Genomic DNA, 24,798 nt, shown 5'->3' with positions numbered 1-24,798 from the left:
CTCTGTTTAATCACCAGTAGCTTAAACCGGATCTACATTTATAACCACTTTTACGCTTCTGAAGGTACCAATTGCCCTAAAGCTGCTCATGATTTTATGCACAACCGTTTTGGTCTTTCCCAGCGACTGTTGCTGTGGAATCTTTAGCAGGATATTTTTATAATATTCATTTCTTATCCTCGCTACTGGAGGGAATTCCGGCCCCAGTATATTTTCTTTAAAAATGTTGCCAAGGGATTTAGCCAACCACTCTGAAGCATCATTTGTTTTAGAAAAATCACGACTTTTTAGTGTAAACCGAATAAGACGATAATAAGGAGGATATTTATAATTATGCCTTTCTTCCAACTGATCTTTATACATCCCTGAATAATCATTGGTGGAAACCTGCTGAATAATCTGGTGATAAGGATTATAACTCTGGATAAGCACCTTGCCACGTTTTTTTGTTCTCCCAGCTCTCCCGGCTACCTGCAGCATTAACTGGAAACTTCGTTCATGTGCTCTGAAATCGGGAAAATTTAAAAGATTGTCGGCATTCATAATTCCTACAAGACTTACATGCCTGAAGTCCAATCCCTTCGTAAGCATTTGAGTTCCTACCATAATGTCGATCTCCTGTTGTTCAAAAGCATTAATTATTTTTTCATAACCATATTTGCCACGGGTGGTATCCTGGTCCATTCTTCCTGTTTTATGATCGGGAAAAAGAGACTTAAGTTCTGTTTCAATCTGTTCTGTTCCAAAGCCTTTTGTAGTAATATCAGGGCTGCCGCAAGCCATACACTTTTGCTGCATGGCAATATGATACCCACAGTAATGGCAACGTAACTGGTTGTTATGATGATGAAAGGTAAGGCTTACATCACAATTAGGACATTGTGGTGAATGCCCGCAGGTATTACATTCCAGAATGGGTGAAAATCCGCGCCTGTTCTGAAAAAGAATTACCTGCTCCTCTTCTTTCAAAGCGGCTTTTATTTCCTCAAGAAGTCTATCTGAGAAATGGCCTTTCATCAGCTTCTTTTTATGCTTTACCTTAATATCAACAATTTCTATTTCGGGTAGCAGCACATTTCCATACCGCCTGTTTAGTTCAACAAGTGCATATTTATTATGTTTTGCATTAAAATAAGATTCTAAAGAAGGAGTAGCCGAACCCAGGATAATATTGGATTTAAAGAAATTGGCCAGGACCACAGCCGCATCTCTGGCGTGATATCTTGGTGCGGGATCAAACTGCTTAAAAGTACCTTCATGCTCTTCATCAACAACTATAAGCCCCAGCCTGGAAAAAGGAAGAAAAATTGCCGATCTTGCACCAATTACCACCCTGCCCTTTTTATCCTCTTTCAGCACATGCCTGTAAACCTCGACCCTCTCGTTCATGGAATATTTGCTGTGATAAATCAGCACCTGTTCTCCAAAATAATTCTGAAGCCGCTGAATAAGTTGTGTGGTCAACGCAATTTCGGGCAGCAGGTACAATGCCTGTTTTCCTTTTTCAAGAACATCCTGTATAAGCCTGATGTAAATTTCAGTTTTACCGGAAGAAGTTATTCCATGGAGCAGGCAAACCTCATTTTTTTGAAAATGTGATCTTATCTCTGTTAATGCATGTTCCTGGTGATCACTAAAACTCAACGAAGCTTCAGCAGTATTACCACTATAGGACATGCGGTCGGTTTCAAGATAATACTCTTCCAAAAAACCTTTATCAAGCAGGCTTTTTAAAACCGATGCCGAAGAATTGCTTTTTTTGAGCAGCGTTTTTACTTTAACAGGTTTAGTACTTTGTGCCTTTAAGCTGAAAAATGAAAGGATGATTTCCCTTTGTTTGGGTGCTTTTTCAAGTTCGTCCAACAGCTTATGCATTGCTGCTTCTCCTGAAAATTCAGAAGAAAGACGAACAAATCTTATCTTCTTTGGTTTGTATTGTTCATAGATTTCCTGATTGAGCGCAACAATATTCTTTTCTACCAGTGAATTTAACACCGGAAGCACCTTTTTCTTTTCCAGTACCTGATTTACTTCCTTAATTTTAAGAGAAGATTGCCGTTGCAACGCTTCCACCACCATATATTCCTCATCTGTAAGTTCATATTCCTCCGGACCAGATTTCTTCAGTAATTGTACAATATTCTCGCTTTCCAAAAGGAAAGCTCCCGGCAAAGCAGCCCTTAGTACCTCACCCTCAGTACACATATAATAATCTGCAATCCATTTCCAGAATTTTAACTGATAGTTAGTTATTAAAGGATTATCATCCAGAATCTGGCTTATTGGTTTGGCTTCGTAAACATCTGGTGGATTTTGATGAATATCGGCCACTACTCCCGTATAGGTTTTTGATTTCCCAAATGGTACCGCGACCCTCATCCCTCTTTTAAGATATTCTGCCTCCTGTTTCTCTACAGAATAAGTAAAACGCTTATCCAGGGGAAGAGGCAAAATAACATCTATGAAATATGACATACAAAGCTTTCTGTTTATGACTGCAGCGATAGTAAAAATAAAAAACCATTCCTGTTAAAGAATGGTTTTTTGGTATTTTTCATTTTAAAAAACTACCGTCGGCGGGTCCAGGTTTTTGTTTTATAAAAAAATGCCACATAGCCCCTTACATGTAACTTATCGGGATTGTTCTCATCTAACCACATTTTGCATTTATATTCCTTTCCCGATTCCGGATTAATTATTACTCCACCTTCATAGCCTTCATTGGTTTCTTCCATACCCCTCATAATCACAAGGCCTTCCAAAGGCTTATTCTTAAGGGAACCGGGACATTCCGTACATTTTCGGTCACGGTTTTCCTCTTTCATAATCCGATTTATTTTACCAAATACTTCCCCTTTATTTTCATAAACCTCTATAATGGAATTCACTTTCCCTTCATCATTTACATTCTCCCATTGTCCTAATACCGTTGGTGCAGTTTGGGCAAAACCAAAAGCTCCTGTGAAAACAGAAAAGATTAAAATAATATGTATTTTCATAAGTTTTCTGGTTTTATGATTTCCCCAGCATGGCTTCTTTTAAGCTATCATCGGCAGGCCTGTTGGCGAGCCAAATTCCAAATAATGCTTTTTTAAATTCTTCTCCCTTAATCACTCCTTTTTCTTCTCCATTTTTTAATATAACCAGTCCTTTTCCAGGACTGTAGATCAGGTCAAAAACATCATTTTGAGCAATTTCTTCCTTAAAGAGACTTTTGAATTGATTTATTTCAGCAGAAATAGGAGCGGTGTTTCCCCTGGTGGAATTCTCAAAGCCTTCATTAACCGCATCCAGCATTTTGTTACTGGTAATAAGTTTTGATATAATATGCAGTTTAATAGCCATTGGCTTATTAGATACAAGTATGGAATTGGCATCAGAAGTTTTACCTTCTAAATAAAGCCCGCCGGCATAAAGATCTATCCAAAGTTTTTCACGCACTCCGGCTCCGTTCAGAATGAGCTTTTTATTCTGATAATTTAATGAATTAGGCAAAGTTACACCGCCGACTTTTGTTTGTGCCGAGGTAAGATTTAAACTGAAAACCGTAAGCACCAGTAACAAGAAATTTTTCATGCAGATTATTTTTAGGTTTACTAAAGTTATTCAATTTTCCTCTTCATTTTTAACAAAGATGCATTTAATTCAAATCCAAGTAATAAAATATTAGCATTTAGCCAGATATATATCATTAATATTAACAAAGCCCCAATAGAGCCGTAGAGTTCATTATATGAAGAAAAATTTTCAATATATACTCCAAAAAAATAAGTATTCAACATTATGAGAAGCGTTGTAAATGTAGCTCCCACTGAAAAAAACCTTGCTTTTCGGGCTTCCTTTGTTCCAAAGTAATACAAAGTAGCAACCCCGGTATAATTCAGCAATACAAATGCAGCATACTTTACCAAACTTGCTCCTAATCCACCTTTCTCCACCAGCCCAAGTGCATTTAAATCGTCTACGGCGTAAGTGAGATAAACAGCCAGTATAACAGTTAGAAACAATAAAGATGCCATAATAAGAGAAACTGGTATGGCAACCATATACTGGCGTACAATCGATCGGTTTCTGCGCGTGTGATAAGAGAATTCAAATCCGGTAAAAACGGCATTTATACCATTAGTCATTAAAAAAATTGAAAGTATAAAAGACAGGGACAATAATCCTCCACGTTGATTATCAGCAATATCGTAAAAAATACTATCAAAAAATTCTACAGTGTTGGGAGGAAGCAGGTCCTGCATAAAACTAAGGAACTGTAACTGGAAATCATCTATAAAATTAATGTAGGGAATAAGGTTTAAAATAAACAACAGGAACGGAAAAAGAGCCATAAAAAAGCTAAAAGCAATAGCACTGGCACGGGTGGAAAATGTTCCTTTTACAATTCCACCCCAAAAAATCACCCATAGGTTATATAACGTTAGCCCCTCCAGGCCCGGAAGAATAATCTTTTTTGATTTTCTCTTCCACCAATTGGAAAAGTCTTTCAGGTTAGATTTCAGGGCTTTTTTTGGAGCCATTTTATACGGCTTTTAAACTAAGATCCATGTTGTGGACAGAATGTGTAAGTGCTCCGCTGGAAATATAATCTACTCCACATTCGGCAAATTTAGCAACGGTTTCCAGAGTAATTCCCCCACTGGATTCTGTAAGGCACTTATCACCTATTAATTTTACTGCCTTGCGGGTATCTTCATAATTAAAATTATCTATTAAAATGCGATAAACTCCTTGAGATTGTAAAATCTCCTTAATTTCATCCATATTTCTTGCCTCCACAATTATCTTCAGGTCAAGGTGATTCTCCTTTAAATAATTATGCGTTTTATCTATAGCTTTTGTTATTCCGCCGGCAAAATCAATATGGTTATCCTTGAGCATTATCATATCATAAAGGGCAAACCTGTGGTTTTCACCACCACCAATTTTTACTGCCCATTTTTCCAGCGCACGTATGCCGGGAGTGGTTTTCCGGGTATCTAAAATTTTAGTTTTTGTGCCTTTAAGTTGTCTTACAAATTCTGAAGTTTTTGTGGCAATTGCACTCATACGTTGCATAGCGTTTAAAACCAGTCTTTCCGCTTTAAGTATTGAGCGGGATTTACCTTCAACCAGAAAAACAACATCTCCTTTTTGCACTTTTTGACCGTCCTTTATTTTTATTTCAATTCGGAGACTGGCATCTACAGCCTTAAAAACACGTTGGGCAAACGCCACCCCTGCTATAATCCCATTGTCTTTTACCAAAAGCTTTGCTTTGCCTGTTGCGGTATCCGGAATGCAGGCCATGGAACTATGATCACCATCTCCAACATCTTCTCTAATGGCATTGGAAATTATCATTTCAATTTCTTTTTCAAATTGTGCGGGTGAGATCATTTTCAATACTTATTTTTGTAAATGTAGCAAAGTCTGCTTTAAATCTAAGAAATGACTATTAAATTACTTTGTATAGGAAAAACAGATAAAAGTCAGCTTCAACAGTTAACCGAAATTTATAACAAACGCCTTCAGTTTTATAACAAATTTGAAACAGAAGTTATCCCCGATCTAAAAAAAGTGAAAAATCTGGATGAAAATCAGCAAAAAACGAAAGAAGGGGAAACCATACTGGCTAAACTCCAAAATTCTGACTTTGTAGTATTACTAGATGAAAACGGAAAGCAATTTTCTTCGGAAAGCTTTTCAGAATACCTTCAAAAACGCCTGAACAGCGGGTTAAAGCAACTTGTTTTTATTATTGGCGGACCTTACGGTTTTTCAGAAGAAGTTTATAAAAGGGCAAATTCTAAAATCTCCCTTTCAAAAATGACATTTTCGCACCAGATGGTACGCCTGTTTTTTACTGAACAGCTTTACCGTGCATTTACAATTTTAAAAAACGAACCTTACCACCACAGATAATTATGAACCTGGTTTTTGCAACACATAATAAAAATAAACTTGCCGAAGTAAAGGCGTTACTCCCAAAACACATTAACCTCCTCTCGCTTGATGATATTGGCTGTACAGAAGATATTGCCGAAACAGCCGATACTATAGACGGCAATGCTATTTTAAAAGCCGAATATGTGCGTAGACGTTATGGATATGATTGTTTTGCTGATGATACCGGACTGGAAGTAGAAGCCCTTGCAGGTGCACCCGGAGTATATTCCGCACGCTTCGCCGGAGATGATAAAAATGATGAAGCAAATATTGAAAAACTACTGAAGCACCTGAAAGGAAAAGATAACCGGAAGGCACAGTTTAAAACAGTAATTGCATTAAACCTGAAGGAAAACGAAAATCTTTTCACCGGCATTTGTAAAGGCGAGATACTGGAGGAAAAGCAGGGGGAAAAAGGCTTTGGTTATGATCCGGTTTTTAAACCTGAAGGAAAAGATAAAAGTTTTGCAGAAATGAATATGAGCGAAAAAACAGAAATAAGCCACAGAGGAAATGCTTTTAGACAACTCATTTCCTACCTGGCAGAATAACCCGGGATTTCATCAGGTTTAGCCTCTCTAGTAATTTTTCCTGCGCTGTTAACCTTTGAGATCAAATAAGCCAGAGGGAAAATTTATAATATTCAAAGCTGCAAACATTTACGTACCTTTGCAGCTTATTAAAATAATACATGAATAAATTCGAACAATTAGGTTTAAATTCCTCTATTTTAAAAGCAGTTGAAGATATGGGCTTTGAGAGCCCCAGTGAAGTACAGGAAAAAGCTATCCCCATTTTACTACAAGACGAGACCGATATGGTGGCGCTGGCCCAAACAGGCACAGGTAAAACAGCTGCATTTGGGTTTCCTCTTATCCAAAAGATAAATGCAGATCAAAGACATACCCAGGCTCTAATTTTATCACCAACCCGTGAGTTATGCCTTCAGATCACCAATGAGATTAAAAATTATTCCAAATACGAAAAATCATTACACCCTGTAGCTATATATGGCGGTGCCAGTATTACTGACCAGGCAAGGCAAATTGAGCGTGGTGCCCAGATTATTGTAGCCACACCCGGAAGGATGCAGGATATGATCAACAGGAAACTGGTTGATATTTCCAAAATTGAATATTGCGTGCTGGATGAGGCAGATGAAATGCTCAATATGGGCTTTTATGAAGATATAACGGCCATTCTTTCCCATACTCCAAAGGAGAAAAGTACCTGGTTATTTTCGGCTACCATGCCAAAAGAAGTGGCCACCATTGCTAAAAAATTTATGCGTTCTCCGGTAGAAATCACGGTTGGATCAAAAAATATGGGGGCAACCAATGTTTCCCACGAATATTACCTGGTGAATTCGCGCCAGCGATATGATGCATTAAAAAGGCTGGCCGATGCGAATCCTGATATTTTTTCTGTGATCTTTTGTCGTACCAAAAGAGATACACAAAAAGTTGCTGAAAAATTGATTGAAGATGGCTACAGTGCTGCAGCGTTACATGGAGATTTAAGCCAGAACCAGCGGGATCTGGTAATGAAAAGCTTTAGAAGCCGTCAGATACAGATGTTGGTGGCAACTGATGTTGCAGCCCGTGGAATTGATGTTGATGATATTACGCATGTTATCAATTATCAGCTTCCCGATGAAATTGAAACCTACACCCACCGTAGCGGCAGAACGGGAAGAGCCGGAAAAAGTGGGGTCTCAATGGTGATTGTTTCCAAAAGCGAGCTTCGGAAAATTAAGAGTATTGAAAGAATTATTCAGCAGTCTTTTGAAGAAAAAGATATTCCTGACGGAATGGAAATTTGCCGGGTTCAGCTTTTTCATTTAGCCAATGATATTAAAAATACCAAAATCAATCACGACATAGATCCTTATCTTCCCTCTCTCAATGAAGTTTTACAGGATTTTTCAAAGGAAGAACTTATTAAAAAAATGTTCTCGGTTGAATTTACAAGGTTCTTTAACTACTATAAAAACGCGCCAGATTTAACTTCTAAAGGTGCGGGAGACAGGCCTGCTTCAGATGCCAACACTACACGTTACTTTATAAACGTTGGCGCAAAAGACGATTTTGACTGGATGAGCCTTAAGGATTTCCTTAAAGCCACTTTAGATTTAGGAAGAGATGATGTATATAAAGTTGATGTAAAAGACAGTTTTTCATTCTTTAATACTGATGCCTCCCAAACCGATAAGGTTTTACAAACCTTTACAGATTTTAAACATGATGGCCGTTTTGTAAATGTTGAAGTAACCAAAGATTCGGGTAGTAATAAAGGGAAGCGACGGAGCGGAAAAAGAAATTTTTCAGATAAAAAGAAACGCTCTTTTAAATCCGATTCTGACGGAGGTTCAGGAAGACGTCGCAGATCTGATTCAGCTGGAAAAAAAGGCGGAAAAAAATCTGGCAGCCGGAGCAAGAATATAGAAAATTCCTTAAAAAGAAGGCGTTCTAAGCGCTAATGTTACCTGTATAGCTTTAAAATTTAAATTCTGGCACTATTTTTTAGGCGTATTATATATTTTCAGGCTCAAATTATTATGAAGAAGCACCTACTACTTTTAATAATATTACTTACAGGATATTGTGGATTCACACAGGACGTGGTTAGCGGCGTAGTTTTAAACGCCGCTGATGACCGCCCAATTGAAAGGGTGAATATCCTTAATCTTAACCAGGTAAAAGGAACTACTACAGATGAGGAAGGGAATTTTGAACTACAGGCCACCGTTAATGATACGCTGTACTTTTCTTACCTTGGCTTTAGGTCAATTAAAGTAAGGGTTACGAATGACTGGCTTAAATACGGCAATGTAAAGGTAAAAATGACGGAGGTGGGAATTGCTCTTGAAGAAGTTACCCTAAGTCCGGTAACTCTTACCGGTTACCTTGAAATAGATGCCAAAAATATTCCTATATATGAAAATCGCCGTTACAGTATCTCCGGTCTCAATACTGGTTATGAAGGCGGTGACAATTCACCCAACGCTGTTACAAAGGTATTAGGTTCTATCTTTAACCCGGCTGATGTACTTCATAATATTTTCGGGAAAAGACCACAGCAAATGCGGAAACTAAGAAAAGTGAAAGAAGAACAGGAAATTAGACAGCTTCTTCAAAATAAATATGACCGCGAAACACTCACCGCTTTGCTTCAGGTAAATAAAGAAGAAATTAATGAAATTCTTTCCCGCTGTAACTATTCCGAAGACTTTATGAACTCTGCAAATGACCTGCAGATATTAGACGCCATTAGCGGTTGTTATGAAGAATATAAAGTGCTTCAGAAGAATTGATTATTTTTCAAGAACTGCTTTCAGGTTTTTAAGCCCTTCTTCAAAATCTTTGCCCAGTAACTTATCCACGCTGTAAAAAATGCTAATAATAGTAAGCGGAAAAGGGATATGTCCCCGTACCCCCCATACCATCTTGGTTTTTTCAGGCTCAACATCCTTTACCCCAATATAAGTAAGAGCGTTTAATTTAAACGGTTTTATAAAGAGAAGCTTGGTTTCCATTACCTTTCCCTGCTTTATTTTTACAATTTTCTGTATCCCTTCCCCTACTTTTCCATTACCCCGCCAATAGAAGGAACTACCAATTTTACCGTCTGTTTCTTTATACTTCAGGCTGGCATCAGTATCTCTTTTAAACCATGGCATCCAGTAAGGCTGTCTGCGCAACTGCCTAACAAAACTGTACACTTCTTCCCTGGGCCTGTTTATGACCACAGTTCTGCTTAAATCGTATTCTTTTTTTGCCCAGGCATGTAAAAAGGCAAAAAAGGTGATTATGGCGATTATAGTATAAAAGAATAAAGTCATTGCAATATTTTAGATTTTCCGGAAGCTTTTAATTAAGTCATCAGAATTTTTAACACTTTTTCTTGCCCAGGCCAGGTGCAGTTCTTCTCTCTCTGCATCTTTTAGCCGCCAACTGTAATTGCTTTCCCTAAGCCTTAGCATAAGTGATTGAAGAATAATTGCTGCGGAAACCGATATATTGAGACTTTCGGTAAAACCATACATTGGTATTTTCAGGACAGCATCTGCATTATTCACAAAATCCTCTGATAATCCATTTTTTTCTGTTCCGAAGAAAATAGCGGCAGGACTGGAAATATCAAATTCCTGAAGCAGCTGTGCATTGCCATGCGGACTGGTGGCTACAATCCTGTAACCATTTTGCTTTAGTTTATCCACACAGGTCGCGGTAGAAGTATATCGGTTAACATCTACCCATTTTTGTGCTCCCATGGCAATTTCCTTGTCAATGCGGCGCGGATTTCTTTCTTCTATTACATGAATATTCTGGATCCCGAAAACATCACAACTACGAAGAACCGCACTGGTATTATGCAGCTGGTAGACATCTTGTGTTGCTACGGTAAAATAATTTGTCCTCTCCGAAATCACTTTTTCAAAGAGCATTCTCCTTCTTGGGGTGAGAAAATCTAAAAAATAATCTAGCAGGTTTTGGTTGGTCATGGCATGTAAATGTAAAAAATCAATCTTAAACATTACCTAAAATTATACATTGAATATCTGCTGAATTTGGAATATGTTTTCGGCTTCTAAAAAAATGCTTATTTTCAGAAGAAAATTTCAGGACTTTCTTTATGAAAAAAATTGTGGTATTGACCGGTGCGGGCATAAGTGCAGAAAGCGGTATTAAAACTTTTAGGGATGCAGATGGCCTATGGGAAGGACATGATGTTATGGAAGTGGCTTCTCCTGTAGGTTGGCAAAAAAACCAGGAACTTGTACTGGACTTTTACAATCAGCGCCGAAAACAACTGCTGGAAGTGCAACCTAATAAAGCCCATTTTGCCCTGGCGGAACTTGAGCAAAAGTTTGATGTGGAGATTATCACCCAAAATGTTGATGACCTGCATGAAAGGGCCGGAAGTACAAAAGTTACTCATTTGCACGGGGAGCTGCTTAAAGCCAGAAGTACATTTGATGAAGACCTGGTGATGGACTGGAAAAAGGATATTTGTGTAGGTGATTTTTGTGAATATAACCACCAGTTAAGACCACACGTAGTATGGTTTGGAGAAGCCGTACCTATGTTTGAAAAAGCTGTACAAATTACAAGCCAGGCAACGATGCTTATTGTAATAGGTACATCTATGCAGATATATCCTGCGGCCGGCCTGGTGAGTTTAGCTCCTGAAGGTATTCCGGTGTATTTTATTGATCCAAGTCCAAATATCCGGGAATCGGGAAATTTGGAAATTATTCCTGAGAAAGCGGTGAAGGAAGTTCCTTTTCTTGTTGCGGAATTATTGGAAAAATAAAGCGCTGCCACTTTCCTTTTTTAGAGGAAGCTGTATCTTTACCTCTTGAATTAATCTGTTTGGACACTAATTATTGTTTTTGCCCCTGAACGGAGCTGTAGAGTTAGTAAAAGCAGCTCGAATCCGCCATAGGTGGCAACTCAAACAATTAATTTATGAGATGGCTTTACAGAAATGTATTATAATTTTAAGATATAAAAAATGACAGCGTTAACCGCAATTTCCCCAATCGACGGCCGATACCATTCCAAAACCAGAGAACTTTCGGCTTTTTTTAGTGAAGAAGCCTTAATTAAGTATCGTGTAAAGGTAGAAGTAGAATATTTTATTGCGTTATGCGAACTTCCACTCGAGCAATTAACTGCTGTTGATTCCGACATTTTTCCGAAACTAAGGGGCCTTTATGAAAACTTCAGCACAAAAGATGCCGAAGCGATTAAAGAAATTGAAAAAACCACCAATCACGATGTAAAGGCGGTTGAATATTTTCTGAAAAAGAAATTTGATGAACTGGGGCTTGAAAACTCCAAAGAATTTATTCATTTTGGTCTTACTTCCCAGGATATAAATAATACAGCGATCCCGTTGAGCATAAAAGATGCCATTAATGCTGCATACATACCTTCCATTAGAGAACTTCAGCAAAAACTAACGCAGTTGTCACAGGACTGGTCTGCTATTCCCATGCTGGCAAGAACACATGGGCAACCTGCCTCCCCTACCCGTTTAGGAAAAGAAATTGATGTTTTTATTACAAGACTGGAAGCCCAGCTGGATATGCTGAACAGTGTGCCTCATGCTGCAAAATTTGGTGGTGCTACCGGGAATTTTAATGCGCACAAAGTAGCTTACCCTGAAGTTGACTGGAAGGACTTCGGTTCTCTATTTGTAAAGGAAAAGCTGGGCCTCCACCATTCTTTCCCTACCACCCAGATTGAACATTATGATCATTTGGCGGCACTTTTTGATGCACTTAAAAGAATCAATACCATTCTAATTGATTTAGACAGAGATATTTGGACCTATATATCTATGGATTATTTTAAGCAGAAAATCAAAAAGGGAGAAATAGGGTCTTCAGCCATGCCCCATAAGGTTAACCCGATAGATTTTGAAAATAGTGAGGGAAATCTTGGAATTGCCAATGCCATTTTTGAACATCTGGCATCCAAATTGCCCGTAAGCCGGTTACAGAGGGACCTTACCGACAGTACGGTATTAAGAAATGTTGGCGTACCAATTGGCCATAGCCTAATTGCATTTAAATCTACTTTAAAAGGCTTAAAAAAATTACTGCTGAATGAAGAAAAATTAAATGCCGATCTTGAAAATAATTGGGCCGTAGTGGCAGAAGCCATTCAAACTATCTTAAGAAGGGAAGGATATAAAAACCCATATGAAGCTTTAAAAGGCCTTACCCGCACAAACGAAAGAATTAATAAAAAGAGTATCTCAGATTTTATCGAAACCCTGGAAGTACATGAAAATGTTAAAGATGAAATGAGGAAAATCACTCCGCAGAATTATACAGGCATCTAAAAAGAAAGGTCCGGCAAATGCCGGACCTTTTTTGTTTTATTATTCTCCCAACATTATCTGGCAACTTCCATAGTATCAGCAGGGATTTCTACAGGTTCCGTATTTTGATGACTGTCCATAAAAACATCTCCAATAGCGCTAAGGCCTTCCACATTTAAATCTCCTTCTTTCATACTTTTCATCAGCTTAAGAAGTTCGCCGGGATTCATATTTTCTCCTAAAAGCCTGGCCACACCCACTCCTTTAGAAGTATCGTAGCCATATACAATCAATTCATCTATAGCATCTTCGTCTCCTGTGAAGTAAACTTCAGCCTTGCGGTCCCCTGATCCGTACTTTATCAATAACTGGTATTTTTCATCCTTGAGAATCTCCTCCAATTTGGCCATTTCAGTTTCAATGTCAGCGTTGCCCTTTTTAACTGGATAAGCCAAGAGGTTTATTTTTTTTACCGTTTGTAAAGTCGCCCGTTGTTCTTCATCTAAGGACCCACTATTGGTGAACATATTTGCCGGTACATCTAAAGCAAGAAATTCTTTGTTTTGCTGATTTTCCACATAATATTCCTGAAGCGAAGTTTCGTTATTACAGGCAAAGATGAAAGAAAACACAGCAAAACCGAAGATTATTTTTAAAGCTTTCATATTCTATTATTTATTATTTACATTTTTTAATTCCTCTGCTCCCGGAACTTTAAGGTCTGAAGCTAACTTTGAAAGCTGGGACAAGTCTATTTCCCCGGTAATTTTTAGAATAACCGAAATTGGATCTCCGTCATTCATGCCCTCCATAAACATAAAAAGTTCACTTACTGAAGTATCATTTTTCCCCGGCCTGGAATAAAATTTGATATTTTTCCCATCCTCGGTTACCCTCATTAACTGCTCCAGAGAACCTTTCTGCAAATAAGCATTTACATCTTTGCCCATTTGAGTCTGCACCATTTTATCCTTAGTAGTGAACATTCTAATCTCCTTAAGGTTTTCTATAAGGCGAAGATATTGCTGTGCTTCAGGATCATTATCACTTAGATCAAGATCTGCAAGCATTTTAAACATTTTGCTGGTCATTACCACTCCGTCAACACCTTTCATCCCGTCATATTTATCAAAGGACTGCGCAGGCAATATCATTGGGCTGAAAGCCATTATTATTAATAAGGCAATTGTTTTCATAATTTATTTATTTAAGATTGATGTATTTATTTGCGGTTTTATTAAATTCTTTTATATATACAAGCTCTTCTTTTCCTTCATTCATGTAACCGGAAACCATAAGCAAGGTTTGTTTCGCCTGATTGTAGGCCATTTCCTGTTCACTGGTCATTCCCATTTTGTTTAGACCGGAATTATTATCTTTTTCCTGGTAAATAAAAATACCTATGGCAAGAACTATAGTTGCCGCAATAGACATCCAGAGATAATTTTTCTTTTGGGATTTCCCAACAGGTGGTATCTCTCTATGAAAAGTTTCGGTTTTAGCTGCAGCGGTATAGTTGAACATCCAGCCATAAGGCTCCAGGTGGGCAGGCACATCATGATGGCTAAAATAATTCTTTATTTGCTGCTCTTCAGCAAGAGAAGTTTTCCCCTCTTCATATTTTTTAATTAATTTTTCAACTTTTCCTAATTCCATATTCATGCTTCTTAGTTAAACTCTCTCTTATCTTTTTTCTGGCCCGGGACAATGCTACTCTTATAGCGGTTTGCTCCATATTCATTATTTCAGAAATTTCTTCAAATTCGTATTGTTCCACGTCTCTTAACTGAAAGACCATCTGTTGTTGTTCTGGCAACTGCCTGATGATTTTTTCAACCCAGGTTAGTTCATCCCTTATTTCTGTTTCTTTATGTACAGAAACAGATCCACTCTCATAATTTTGATGAACAATTCGCAAATTGTTATTATACTTCAGCTTCAGCTGGTCCAGACAATAATTTTTAGTTACCGTCATCGTATAAGCTTCAGGATTGGAATACTGCCTGATCTTTTTCCTGCGGTTCCACAATTTGAGAATTACTTCCTGTGTGGCATCCTCGGCTGCTTCCTTTGAGGTGAGCATCCTAAGGGCCATCCTATACATTTTATCCTTCACAGGATTAATTATCTGTAAGAATTCCTGATGTGTCATACTAATTTTGGTCGGTGGTAAACACTCTTACATCTTTACGACGATTATCAACTATATTTGTTACAGGAAATTTTTAAATACCGTTAATCTGTTTACTTTTAGCAACTTCAAACCAAATCTTTTTATGAGAATATATAACTTTTTAATGATTTTCATTCTTGGCGGATTCTTGCTTACTTCCTGCTCCAAAGATCAAGACGATGAAATCCAAAATGCAAGCGTCCTGGAAATCAAGAAATTTGTCTACAGGGGTATGAACGAGATTTATTTATATAAAGATCAAATCCCTCAACTGGCAGATATTTACTTCAGCAATAATAGTGATTTTGAGGAATTTCTTAACAACTACAGCAGTCCTGAAGATCTATTCTATGATGGATTAGTGGCAGATGAAGATCGCTTCAGCTATATCACTTCAGATTATATTGCCCTGGAAAACAGTTTTAGCGGAATAATCAAAACCACAGGTGTAGATTACCGGCTTTACAGTTTTTCTAATTCTAACGAACTTTTCGGGATAGTACGATATGTGATTCCCAATAGCAATGCTGAGGGAAAAGATATTCGAAGAGGTGATCTTTTTACAAAAATTAACGGGGAAGATCTAACAAGAGATAATTATATTTCTTTGCTAAACAGCGATGAAATTACGTTTCACCTTGCTACCTTAAATAATAATAACATTTCGGAAACTTCAGAAACGGTAACTATTAATACCGAAACACTAACTGAAAATCCTATTCTTATTTCTAAAACTTTAGATGTAGGCGGAATGATGATAGGTTATATAATGTACAATAGCTTTATTGCCGATTTTGACAGCCAGATGAATGCTGCTTTTTCACAACTAAAGGCAGAAGGAATTTCAAAACTTATTCTTGATCTAAGATACAACGGGGGCGGCAGCGTAAGAACAGCTACACGGCTGGCCAGTATGATTACCGGCCAGTATAATGGTGAAATTTTTTCTAAGGAACAGTGGAATGATACTTATCAGGCTTATTTTGAGACCGAAGATTCTGAATCCCTATACAACAGGTTTACTGATGAAATAAATGATGGAGAAGCCATAAGTAGCCTTAATCTAAATGACCTTTATATAATTACCTCTTCTTCCTCGGCTTCAGCCAGTGAACTGGTACTAAACGGGCTTAAACCTTATATTGATGTAGTACAGGTAGGCGATACCACCACAGGTAAATCACAGGCCTCTGTTACTCTATACGATAGTCCAAATTATAACAGACCCGGCGCCAACCCGGGCCATACCTATGCCATTCAACCACTTGTCCTGGAATCGGTTAATGCTGAAGATGTTTCCGTGCCTTTTAATGGTATTATTCCTGATGTGGCTATTGAAGAAGACATTTCTAATCTTGGCGTTTTAGGAGAACCATCAGAACCATTGCTTTCAGCTGCTTTGGATGTAATAAGCGGAATGAGAAGGTTTTATACTAAAGCTGAAATTCATCAAGGCTTAAGGGAGATTAGTGAATCTGGGGCCAAAAAACCAAATTACCAGAGAATGTACATAGATAAGGTTCCCATGGTTTCTGAATAAAAAACTTCAGCACAGCATAAAATACTATTTTCAAATAATTCATTGGAGAAATAAGTCTTTCTGCGAATAAATTTTAATTCAATCATCCGTTTGCAGTAAGCTGATTTTTAGTAAATTCAATGAAATTATACCAGAAATGAAAATCATAAAACTTTTTCCGCTGGAGCACCGTTCTGCCCTTCAAATAGGTGTTTCTTTCATTTATGACCTGGAAATGAAAAATCATCTTATGGCTCTTCCGGGAATAAAATGGAGTTCCACAAAGAAAGTTTTTTATTTTCCTTACAGTGAAGATGCCATAACAATTTTAAGGAAACATTTACGCGGCACCGGATGGTATGTGGATTTCTCGGCTATAGATGAAAACGAATTCAATAAGAGAACCTTAAAGCATCCTAACCTAAAGGCAGAACACCAGGCAATTTTAGAAAAATTCGATTCTTATCTGCGGGGAAAAAGATATAGTGAAAGTACGGTGAAAACCTATTATAGTTTTTTACTAAAGTTCCTGAAGTTTCATAATGCTCCCCTTGCGCAATTAAATAACCGGAATATTGAAATGTTCATGGAACAGGTAATTGCCAGAAAAAATTATTCAATCAGCACCCACAGGCAATGTGTAAGCGCTTTTAAACATTTTGTTGAACTATTTGGTTTTACAGAGATATGCCTCGAAAAGATTTCCCGACCTAAGAAAAGCAGAATTTTGCCACGTGTGCTTTCTCAAAAAGAAGTAATTAATCTTCTTATTGCCACCAGAAACCTTAAACATCGCATGGTTTTGGCAATTATCTATTCTTCAGGATTGCGAATTGGAGAACTGCTTAAATTACGATTACATGATATAGATATAGACCGAAGACAGATTTTTATCTCACAGGCGAAGGGAAGAAAAGACCGATACGTGGGAATGGCTGAAACTTTTATTCCCATTCTTCTTAATTACCTGAAGACCTATCAACCGGTACAACGTTTGGTAGAAGGTAAGGCAGGAGAGCCTTACAGTGCTTCATCAGTAAGATTTTTCCTGAAAGAATCCTGCCGCAGGGCGGGAATTGTTAAGCGGGTGACACCTCACACCCTGCGTCATTCGTATGCAACTCATATGCTGGAGCATGGAGTAGGATTAAGGCATATACAAGAATTGCTGGGACATTCCAAACCGGAAACTACTATGATCTATACCCATGTCACTCAGCAAGACCTACTTCAAATCACCAGTCCGTTAGACACAGCGGTATCACAATTATTAAAATCTGGTAAAGAAGAAGAAAACCTGCGTTTATCCCGAAAATAAATCTGCTAAACGTGTATATTTGATATGATATAACGAGTTCTATGCAATTTTTTCAGAAAGATTTCTACTAAAAAGTTCTACTTATGAGAACTTTACTTATCTTTGTTTTAGATTCATATTAAATGAAGAGAATAGTTGCAAAAAGTACATTACGAGAATTCTGGCAAAAACATTCTGATTCAGAACAGCATTTGAAAACCTGGTACGAAACAGCAAAAAGTTCGAATTGGATTTCTCCAAATAATATAAAGAAAACGTATGTAAATGCTAGCATTCTAAAAGATAGCAGAGTTGTTTTCAACATTAAAGGAAACTCATACAGATTAGTAGTAAAATTTAACTACGATAGACAATGGGCCTTTATAAGATTTGTAGGAACGCACCCTGATTATGATAAAATAGATGCTAACACAATTTGAAAATTAGAGCTATGAAAATTAAACCTATAAAAAGCGAAAAAGATTACGAGAAAACTTTAGAAAGACTAGAAGTGATATTTGACGCTCCAATTAATTCTAAAGAGGGCGACGAAGCGGAGATTCTTTCTATGATGATTGATAATTATGAAAATGAGCACTATCCAATTGAGGCTCCAGATCCAATAGAAGCTATAAAAATTAGGATGGAAGAAATGAATCTAAAACAAAAGGATTTAGTTGGTGTCATTGGAGGGAAAAGTAGAGTTTCAGAAATTTTAAATAAAAAGAAAAGATTAACGGTAGATATGATTAGAGAGCTTGAGAGAATATTACATATTTCTGCTTCTGTATTAGTAACTAATTACCAATTGACTAAGTAAAAAAACGGCATAGAACAACGTTTAATCGCCAATAGACGGTAGCGCTAGAAAGAAAATAATTATCTTGACCAACAAACTAATTCTAAGCCGACAAATACGCGTCCCTTACTCCGCCAACTGGCGATAACCGTAACCGTTGTAGCCAATGCGGACATTGAGCATTCAGGTTAAAAACCAAATTTCTTAAAAAGAAAGTTCTCAAGTTCAAATTCATAATTTATCTTGCAACAGCTAGATAAGTTTAAATTCAATGAATAAATCAGTTTTCGAAATTTCAAAAATGGATTGTCCTTCAGAAGAAAATCTGATTAGGATGAAATTAGATGAAATCTCTAACATTAAAAATCTCGATTTCGATATTCCAAATAGAAAATTAACGGTATTTCATGAGGGTGGAATTCAATCTATAGAAGAATCATTAAGCGGACTAAAATTAGGAACTAAAAAAATTAAAACGGAACAAACGGACCAAACTGAATTCGAAGAAAATTCTCAACAAAAAAAATTACTCTGGTCTGTACTAATAATAAATTTTGCATTTTTTATCATAGAAATGACAAGTGGCTTAATCTCAAAATCTATGGGATTAGTTGCAGATAGTTTAGATATGCTGGCAGATTCTTTTGTATATGGAATTAGTCTTTTCGCTGTAGGAGGTTCAATAGTAAAAAAGAAAAAAATAGCCAATTTAGCTGGTTACTTCCAAATTTTATTAGCGCTAATTGGATTTGCAGAAGTTCTAAGAAGATTTTTTGGAAATGAAAAACTTCCGGATTTTTCAACAATGATAATTGTTTCAATTTTAGCATTGATTGCAAATGGTATATGTTTATACCTACTTCAAAAATCAAAAAGTAAAAAAGAAGCTCATATGAAAGCAAGTATGATCTTCACGTCAAATGACATTATAATTAATACGGGAGTAATAATCGCAGCCTTACTAGTCAACTGGTTAAATTCAAGTACGCCTGATCTAATTATTGGAACAATTGTATTCATTATTGTAATCCAAGGTGCTATAAGAATTTTAAAAATTGGTAGGTAGCCGCACTGGCAACAACAACGGTTCATCGCCAATAAGCGGTGGCGTTAAAAAGAAAATAATTAACTTGACCAACAAACTAATACTAAGCCGACAAATCCGCGTCCCTTACTCCGCCAACTGGCGATAACCGAAACCGTTAGCCCTAATATGAGAACAACAATAATTTTAATATCATTTTTAGTAGTAACTATTAAAAGTATAGCATGTAGTTGCGATACTCCAAAACCCGCCATTGAATTTTACGAATCAAAATACGTTTTTGAAGGAGAAGTCATTGATAAAGTATATGCATCAGATTCATTGACTAATACAATAACATTTGAAATAAGCAGACATTATAAAAATGGAGACAATGCAAAACAGATAAAATTCCAACTAAACTCAAAAGCAGAAGTAACTGGGCTATACTCTTCATGTTACTGGACTGCAAATAAAGGAGAAAAGTGGTTAGTTTATGCAAAGGAAATAGATGGTGAATTAAAATTCAATTTTTATTGTTCAAACAGTAAACCATTAGGTAGATTAAAAATTTCTTCAACAGAACAAAAAGTGTTGAATAATGGAAATAATTTAGACCTTACAAATTATCGATATAACCATTCTGGTGATCCTATTACAAATATCGATTCTCTCGAAAAATTATATGAAAAATATAAATTTGATCCGTCTAATTTTGCTTTTATAACAGTAGATGTTGATGAAAACGGGAGATTAGAAAGAGCAAATTTGGCCCCGAGAAGTAAAAGGAATTTTGAAATAATTGATACTATTTTCGGTATGAATAAGTTTAAAAATGTAAGTCAAAAGCCTAGATCTGATTTTGAAGAAATAGCTGTAGAAATTACCAATAAAATTGAAACCTGTGAAAAATATTATTTTTTAGATTTAAAAGAACCTGTCAAATATAGAACCGGAATATTAATAGAAGTAAATAAAGATTCGATTCTTAAAATTAGAAAACCAGGCTCATACTAGGGCTAACAACGGTTCATCGCCAATAAGCGGCACCGTTAGAAAGAAAATAATTATCTTGACCAACAAACTAATACTAAGCCGACAAATCCGCGTCCCCTACTCCGCCAACTGGCGATAACCGAGACCGTTCTATGCAATTTTTTCAGAAAGATTTCTACTAAAAAGTTCTACTTATGAGAACTTTACTTATCTTTGTTTTAGATTCATATTAAATGAAGAGAATAGTTGCAAAAAGTACATTACGAGAATTCTGGCAAAAACATTCTGATTCAGAACAGCATTTGAAAACCTGGTACGAAACAGCAAAAAGTTCGAATTGGATTTCTCCAAATAATATAAAGAAAACGTATGTAAATGCTAGCATTCTAAAAGATAGCAGAGTTGTTTTCAACATTAAAGGAAACTCATACAGATTAGTAGTAAAATTTAACTACGATAGACAATGGGCCTTTATAAGATTTGTAGGAACGCACCCTGATTATGATAAAATAGATGCTAACACAATTTGAAAATTAGAGCTATGAAAATTAAACCTATAAAAAGCGAAAAAGATTACGAGAAAACTTTAGAAAGACTAGAAGTGATATTTGACGCTCCAATTAATTCTAAAGAGGGCGACGAAGCGGAGATTCTTTCTATGATGATTGATAATTATGAAAATGAGCACTATCCAATTGAGGCTCCAGATCCAATAGAAGCTATAAAAATTAGGATGGAAGAAATGAATCTAAAACAAAAGGATTTAGTTGGTGTCATTGGAGGGAAAAGTAGAGTTTCAGAAATTTTAAATAAAAAGAAAAGATTAACGGTAGATATGATTAGAGAGCTTGAGAGAATATTACATATTTCTGCTTCTGTATTAGTAACTAATTACCAATTGACTAAGTAAAAAAACGGCATAGAACAACGTTTAATCGCCAATAGACGGTAGCGCTAGAAAGAAAATAATTATCTTGACCAACAAACTAATTCTAAGCCGACAAATACGCGTCCCTTACTCCGCCAACTGGCGATAACCGTAACCGTTACCTCCAATTACTCCGACTAAAAAAACGAAATTTGAACTCAAAAAACTTTAAACAAAAAGTTCTATTCAACATTTGAATTAACCGACTTTCCTGCAAAACAAAATTCAGCTTAAAAATTTAAAACAAAACGCTGCTCCAACTAAATTTAAAATCTGAGCACTCAAAAAAATGAAAAAATCAAGAAAGTAGATAATTACAAAAACCTGCTATTCATAATTTTAACTCCGACTTTTTCTCAATCGGTAAAACTGCAAAAAAGTATCCCAGGAAAGAATAAATTTTCTTTTAATTCTGCTAGCATTCATAATTTTTGATGTTGTAGCGCAGCAATGGTCGGTTTTAGAGCTTACTCAAACGTGTCGTAACAGGAGGTAACAACGGTTCACCGCAAATAACGGGTAGTTAGCTGAAAATTGTTATTTTAGAGACCAATTATTAAAACAATTAATCTGACAAATACTCGTCCCAACTCCCGCAACTTGCGGTAACCGGGACCGTTATGTGCAAGCGGATTTCAACATTATGAAGTACTACTTAGGATCATATTATTTGTATAAAATAGAACCTGCTAATTATGGAACAATTAAAGGTTCTAAAATTTTTACATGCAGTAACTGTATAAATAGATCTTATTTAGATTCATGGTCAATATCGTGGGCAGAAGATGGAAAGAATATTAATGATAATATTAGAAAGGAATTTAAACTTTCAGAACAGCTGATAAATGAAATTCACAATTGGACAGATAATAAATTAGAGAAAAATAAAATTGGTTGGATAAATACATTTTCTGATCTAAAAACAGTTTTAGATTATAAAAAATCATTTTTCAGTGAAGAAAAAGATTTACAAATATTGAGTATTAATTTTCCAGAAACAGAAAAAAATAAAGCTTTAAATATTTTATCACCGACTAATGAAAAATCTGGTGAAATTGGAATTTATCAAAATTTAAAAAAAGAAATTAAAGAGAATACTAAAGAAGAACGACTTGGGTTTGATCTTATTGGAATAGAACCAGGTGGAGATTTTCACTCATTCCATTGTCATGATTTAAAAAATGATCTGATTTCAAAATTTAAAATCGAGATTAACAATAATGGATTGATTCAGGAAAATAAGAATTGGAAAGAAATGGTAAATTACATGAACAAATCTGAAAATGGATTTGAACCAGTCCCTTGGTTTTTTGTTAAAGTAAATCGAGTAAAAACCGCCAGCACATAACAACGGCTCATCGCAAATAACGGGTAGTTAGTTGAAAATTGTTATTTTAGAGACCAATTATTAAAAAAACTAATCCGACTAATCCGCGTTCTTAATCCCGCAACTTGCGATAGCCGGGACCGTTAGCCACAAGCTGAAAAAACGAATGGACAAAGAAAAACCCAGACTTGCAAGATTGACAGCAATCCTAACCCAATTACAATCGAGAAGGATTGTAACCGCAAAGGATATTGCCGAAAAGCATAATGTAAGTATCAGAACGGTTTATCGGGACATCCGAACTCTTGAGAAGTCGGGAATTCCAATCGTGACGGAAGAAGGAAAAGGTTATTCCGTTTTAGAAGGTTATAAACTTCCACCAGTAATGTTTACCCAAGAAGAAGCTAACGCCTTGATAACAGCGGAACAACTAATCATAAAAAATAAAGACCAATCTTTAACTGAACAATACGAAAGTGCAATAACAAAAATCAAATCGGTCTTAAAGTATGACCAAAAGGAAAAAGCGGAATTTCTAACAAACAGAATACAGGTGCACAATAACCGTGAGAATGAAACAACAAGCAATTATCTGATACAACTTCAATCGGCTATATCAAATTATCAAACGATAAAAATTGATTACCTGTCATTGGAAAATAAGCAAAGTCAAAGAGAAATCGAACCGTTTGCACTTTACACTACACAGGACAATTGGGTACTTATCGCCTTTTGCAAATTAAGAAATGATTTTAGAGCGTTCCGTCTTGATTTCATTCAAAAAATGGAAATCTTGGGAATCATTTTGAACCTCATAAAATGACTTTGCAAGAATACCTCGAAAAATGTAGTGAAAAATATAAAAACACCCCTGACATACCTTTGGCACAAGGTCAATCTAAATTTGCATTAAATCATAAAATTTAAAAGAATGCAAACAGTAAAAATTGAACCATTTAACATTATTGAAATCTCGATTAGAACGACAAACGAGAACGGACAGGCAAGCAAAGAGATAGCCTAACTTTGGGGAAATTTAATGTCCGAGAATATTTTAGCAAAAATCCCTAACAAAGTTGATAATGAAATTTATTCACTTTATACGGACTATGAAGACGACCATACAAAACCTTATACGGCAATACTTGGTTGCAAAGTTGAAAATTTGGACAACATTCCCAACGGAATGGTTGGTAAATCATTTAGTGGAGGAACATACACCAAGACAACTGCAAAAGGAGATTTAATGCAAGGATTGGTCGTTAACCAATGGTCTAAAATATTTGAAATGGAATTAGACAGAACCTATGATGCCGATTTTGAGATTTTCGGGGAAAAAGCACAAAATCCTTCTGATGCGGAAGTAGATTTCTATGTAGGTATAAAACAAGAAATGAATGGGTAAACTAACCTTAAAGACAGACCCAAGAGTAAGTGAAGTTTTTGCGAATTATCCCGACTTTGTTCGGGATAATTCGCAAAAACTTCGGGAATTGGTAATAGAAACAGCAGAAGAAACCGAAGGTGTAACTGTTTTGGAAGAAACTTTGAAATGGGGAGAACCCAGTTTTGTTACCAAAAACGGAAGCACTTTACGAATGGATTGGAAAGAAAAAACACCTGACCAATATGCAATGTATTTCCAATGCACAAGCAGGTTGGTTGATACTTTCAGGTTCGTTTTTGACCACAAATTTCAATACGAGGGAAAACGAGCAATCGTTTTTCAGTTAACTCAAAAAATCCCTGAATTGGAACTAAAAGAATGCATAAAAGCATCTTTGATTTATCACAATGTAAAGGAACAGATTACATTGGGAATTTGAGAATTGAATCAAAAAGCCAGTGGCTAACAATGTATATAAAAAATAGGCGAAATAGTAGTAAAATTAAGGCTTTTGGCTTAAATAAAACTTTGTACTTGACCGAAAGTTTCGTGCTTCAAAATCGCCTACTTTTCATATACT

Annotated in this window: 27 protein-coding genes and 2 pseudogenes; 18 read left to right on the top strand and 11 right to left on the bottom strand. The window is 36.2% G+C overall.

The features are described 5' to 3' along the window. Positions 1-21 precede the first annotated feature (21 nt). The 5 genes from priA to nadC form a co-directional block, all read right to left on the bottom strand. Positions 22-2,475, bottom strand: coding sequence for a replication restart helicase PriA (gene priA / locus RM539_RS15855; protein ID WP_311504395.1), 2,454 nt, complete (start codon positions 2,473-2,475; stop codon positions 22-24). A gap of 92 nt (positions 2,476-2,567) precedes the next feature. Next, positions 2,568-2,999 carry a DUF2147 domain-containing protein gene (locus RM539_RS15850; RefSeq protein ID WP_311504394.1) on the bottom strand — a complete coding sequence of 144 codons (432 nt, stop codon included), beginning with the start codon at positions 2,997-2,999 and terminating at the stop codon, positions 2,568-2,570. A gap of 13 nt (positions 3,000-3,012) precedes the next feature. Next, positions 3,013-3,576, bottom strand: a complete 564-nt coding sequence (locus tag RM539_RS15845) for a chalcone isomerase family protein (RefSeq protein WP_311504393.1) — start codon at positions 3,574-3,576, stop codon at positions 3,013-3,015. Between the two features lie 26 nt (positions 3,577-3,602). After that, entirely contained in the window at positions 3,603-4,526 is a 924-nt protein-coding gene (locus RM539_RS15840) for a YihY/virulence factor BrkB family protein (RefSeq protein WP_311504392.1), read from the bottom strand. Position 4,527: 1 nt separating this feature from the next. Next, the gene (gene nadC, locus RM539_RS15835; protein WP_311504391.1) at positions 4,528-5,385 is read right to left on the bottom strand and encodes a carboxylating nicotinate-nucleotide diphosphorylase; all 858 of its coding nucleotides are present in this window, start codon (positions 5,383-5,385) and stop codon (positions 4,528-4,530) included. 51 nt (positions 5,386-5,436) lie between these two features. Here nadC and rlmH point away from each other — a divergent pair, with 51 nt between their 5' ends. The 4 genes from rlmH (at position 5,437) to RM539_RS15815 (ending at position 9,247) form a co-directional block, all read left to right on the top strand. Further along, the gene (gene rlmH, locus RM539_RS15830) at positions 5,437-5,910 is read left to right on the top strand and encodes a 23S rRNA (pseudouridine(1915)-N(3))-methyltransferase RlmH (protein ID WP_311504390.1); all 474 of its coding nucleotides are present in this window, start codon (positions 5,437-5,439) and stop codon (positions 5,908-5,910) included. Positions 5,911-5,912: 2 nt separating this feature from the next. After that, the gene (locus RM539_RS15825) at positions 5,913-6,485 is read left to right on the top strand and encodes a non-canonical purine NTP diphosphatase (RefSeq protein WP_311504389.1); all 573 of its coding nucleotides are present in this window, start codon (positions 5,913-5,915) and stop codon (positions 6,483-6,485) included. 140 nt (positions 6,486-6,625) lie between these two features. Then, positions 6,626-8,413 (top strand): DEAD/DEAH box helicase, encoded by a 1,788-nt coding sequence (locus RM539_RS15820; protein WP_311504388.1) that lies wholly within the window; start codon positions 6,626-6,628, stop codon positions 8,411-8,413. Between the two features lie 78 nt (positions 8,414-8,491). After that, a complete protein-coding gene (locus tag RM539_RS15815; protein ID WP_311504387.1) occupies positions 8,492-9,247 on the top strand; it encodes a carboxypeptidase-like regulatory domain-containing protein in 756 nt (251 codons plus the stop codon). Here the strand turns inward: RM539_RS15815 and RM539_RS15810 are convergent, their stop codons facing one another. Together RM539_RS15810 and RM539_RS15805 are read right to left on the bottom strand one after the other, a co-directional pair. Further along, positions 9,248-9,775, bottom strand: coding sequence for an SRPBCC family protein (locus tag RM539_RS15810; protein WP_311504386.1), 528 nt, complete (start codon positions 9,773-9,775; stop codon positions 9,248-9,250). Positions 9,776-9,784: 9 nt separating this feature from the next. Continuing rightward, positions 9,785-10,471: a TrmH family RNA methyltransferase gene (locus RM539_RS15805; RefSeq protein ID WP_311504385.1), complete on the bottom strand. Its 687-nt coding sequence runs from the start codon at positions 10,469-10,471 to the stop codon at positions 9,785-9,787. 98 nt (positions 10,472-10,569) lie between these two features. Here RM539_RS15805 and RM539_RS15800 point away from each other — a divergent pair, with 98 nt between their 5' ends. Both RM539_RS15800 and purB read left to right on the top strand, forming a co-directional pair. Then, positions 10,570-11,250: an SIR2 family NAD-dependent protein deacylase gene (locus RM539_RS15800; RefSeq protein WP_311504384.1), complete on the top strand. Its 681-nt coding sequence runs from the start codon at positions 10,570-10,572 to the stop codon at positions 11,248-11,250. A 201-nt stretch (positions 11,251-11,451) separates the two neighbouring features. Then, positions 11,452-12,789, top strand: a complete 1,338-nt coding sequence (gene purB / locus RM539_RS15795) for an adenylosuccinate lyase (protein WP_311504383.1) — start codon at positions 11,452-11,454, stop codon at positions 12,787-12,789. Positions 12,790-12,842: 53 nt separating this feature from the next. Here the strand turns inward: purB and RM539_RS15790 are convergent, their stop codons facing one another. From RM539_RS15790 to RM539_RS15775, 4 genes are read right to left on the bottom strand one after another with little or no spacing between them, the layout of a single operon-like run. Continuing rightward, positions 12,843-13,433, bottom strand: coding sequence for a GFO_1091 family lipoprotein (locus tag RM539_RS15790; RefSeq protein ID WP_311504382.1), 591 nt, complete (start codon positions 13,431-13,433; stop codon positions 12,843-12,845). Between the two features lie 6 nt (positions 13,434-13,439). Then, positions 13,440-13,964 (bottom strand): DUF4252 domain-containing protein, encoded by a 525-nt coding sequence (locus RM539_RS15785; protein WP_311504381.1) that lies wholly within the window; start codon positions 13,962-13,964, stop codon positions 13,440-13,442. Positions 13,965-13,971: 7 nt separating this feature from the next. Further along, the gene (locus RM539_RS15780; RefSeq protein ID WP_311504380.1) at positions 13,972-14,424 is read right to left on the bottom strand and encodes a PG0215 family putative anti-sigma factor; all 453 of its coding nucleotides are present in this window, start codon (positions 14,422-14,424) and stop codon (positions 13,972-13,974) included. Beyond that, positions 14,405-14,920 (bottom strand): RNA polymerase sigma factor, encoded by a 516-nt coding sequence (locus RM539_RS15775; RefSeq protein ID WP_311504379.1) that lies wholly within the window; start codon positions 14,918-14,920, stop codon positions 14,405-14,407. Before RM539_RS15775 ends, RM539_RS15780 begins: the two co-directional genes overlap by 20 nt. A 124-nt stretch (positions 14,921-15,044) precedes the next feature. On the opposite strand from RM539_RS15775, the gene RM539_RS15770 reads away from it, so the two are divergent. The 12 genes and pseudogenes from RM539_RS15770 (at position 15,045) to RM539_RS15715 (ending at position 24,657) form a co-directional block, all read left to right on the top strand. Then, the gene (locus RM539_RS15770; RefSeq protein WP_311504378.1) at positions 15,045-16,481 is read left to right on the top strand and encodes a GFO_1087 family putative carboxy terminal peptidase; all 1,437 of its coding nucleotides are present in this window, start codon (positions 15,045-15,047) and stop codon (positions 16,479-16,481) included. A gap of 136 nt (positions 16,482-16,617) precedes the next feature. Beyond that, positions 16,618-17,778 (top strand): site-specific tyrosine recombinase/integron integrase, encoded by a 1,161-nt coding sequence (gene xerA, locus RM539_RS15765; RefSeq protein ID WP_311504377.1) that lies wholly within the window; start codon positions 16,618-16,620, stop codon positions 17,776-17,778. Between the two features lie 122 nt (positions 17,779-17,900). Further along, positions 17,901-18,197: a type II toxin-antitoxin system HigB family toxin gene (locus tag RM539_RS15760; RefSeq protein WP_311504374.1), complete on the top strand. Its 297-nt coding sequence runs from the start codon at positions 17,901-17,903 to the stop codon at positions 18,195-18,197. Between the two features lie 11 nt (positions 18,198-18,208). Next, a complete protein-coding gene (locus RM539_RS15755; RefSeq protein ID WP_311504373.1) occupies positions 18,209-18,577 on the top strand; it encodes a helix-turn-helix domain-containing protein in 369 nt (122 codons plus the stop codon). A gap of 250 nt (positions 18,578-18,827) precedes the next feature. Beyond that, complete coding sequence (locus tag RM539_RS15750; RefSeq protein ID WP_311504376.1) at positions 18,828-19,622, top strand: cation efflux transmembrane domain-containing protein; 795 nt, start codon at positions 18,828-18,830, stop codon at positions 19,620-19,622. 147 nt (positions 19,623-19,769) lie between these two features. Continuing rightward, complete coding sequence (locus RM539_RS15745; protein ID WP_311504375.1) at positions 19,770-20,597, top strand: hypothetical protein; 828 nt, start codon at positions 19,770-19,772, stop codon at positions 20,595-20,597. 212 nt (positions 20,598-20,809) lie between these two features. After that, positions 20,810-21,106, top strand: a complete 297-nt coding sequence (locus RM539_RS15740) for a type II toxin-antitoxin system HigB family toxin (RefSeq protein ID WP_311504374.1) — start codon at positions 20,810-20,812, stop codon at positions 21,104-21,106. A gap of 11 nt (positions 21,107-21,117) precedes the next feature. Next, on the top strand, positions 21,118-21,486 hold the full coding sequence (locus tag RM539_RS15735; protein WP_311504373.1) for a helix-turn-helix domain-containing protein: 369 nt from the start codon (positions 21,118-21,120) through the stop codon (positions 21,484-21,486). 661 nt (positions 21,487-22,147) lie between these two features. Then, the gene (locus RM539_RS15730) at positions 22,148-22,852 is read left to right on the top strand and encodes a hypothetical protein (protein WP_311504372.1); all 705 of its coding nucleotides are present in this window, start codon (positions 22,148-22,150) and stop codon (positions 22,850-22,852) included. A gap of 145 nt (positions 22,853-22,997) precedes the next feature. After that, positions 22,998-23,758 (top strand): annotated as a pseudogene (locus tag RM539_RS15725) (helix-turn-helix transcriptional regulator). A gap of 109 nt (positions 23,759-23,867) precedes the next feature. Then, a pseudogene (locus RM539_RS15720) lies at positions 23,868-24,236 on the top strand (GyrI-like domain-containing protein); the annotation flags it as partial. Next, a complete protein-coding gene (locus RM539_RS15715; RefSeq protein ID WP_311504371.1) occupies positions 24,229-24,657 on the top strand; it encodes a DUF1801 domain-containing protein in 429 nt (142 codons plus the stop codon). The pseudogene RM539_RS15720 and the gene RM539_RS15715, both read left to right, overlap by 8 nt. The last annotated feature ends 141 nt before the right edge of the window (positions 24,658-24,798 follow it).

Source organism: Autumnicola musiva, from assembly GCF_031846585.1.
In the GTDB taxonomy this organism is placed as follows: Bacteria; Bacteroidota; Bacteroidia; order Flavobacteriales; family Flavobacteriaceae; genus Autumnicola; species Autumnicola musiva.
The sequence above is the reverse complement of the archived record's forward strand: the minus strand, read 5'-3'. Positions and strand labels throughout refer to the sequence as shown.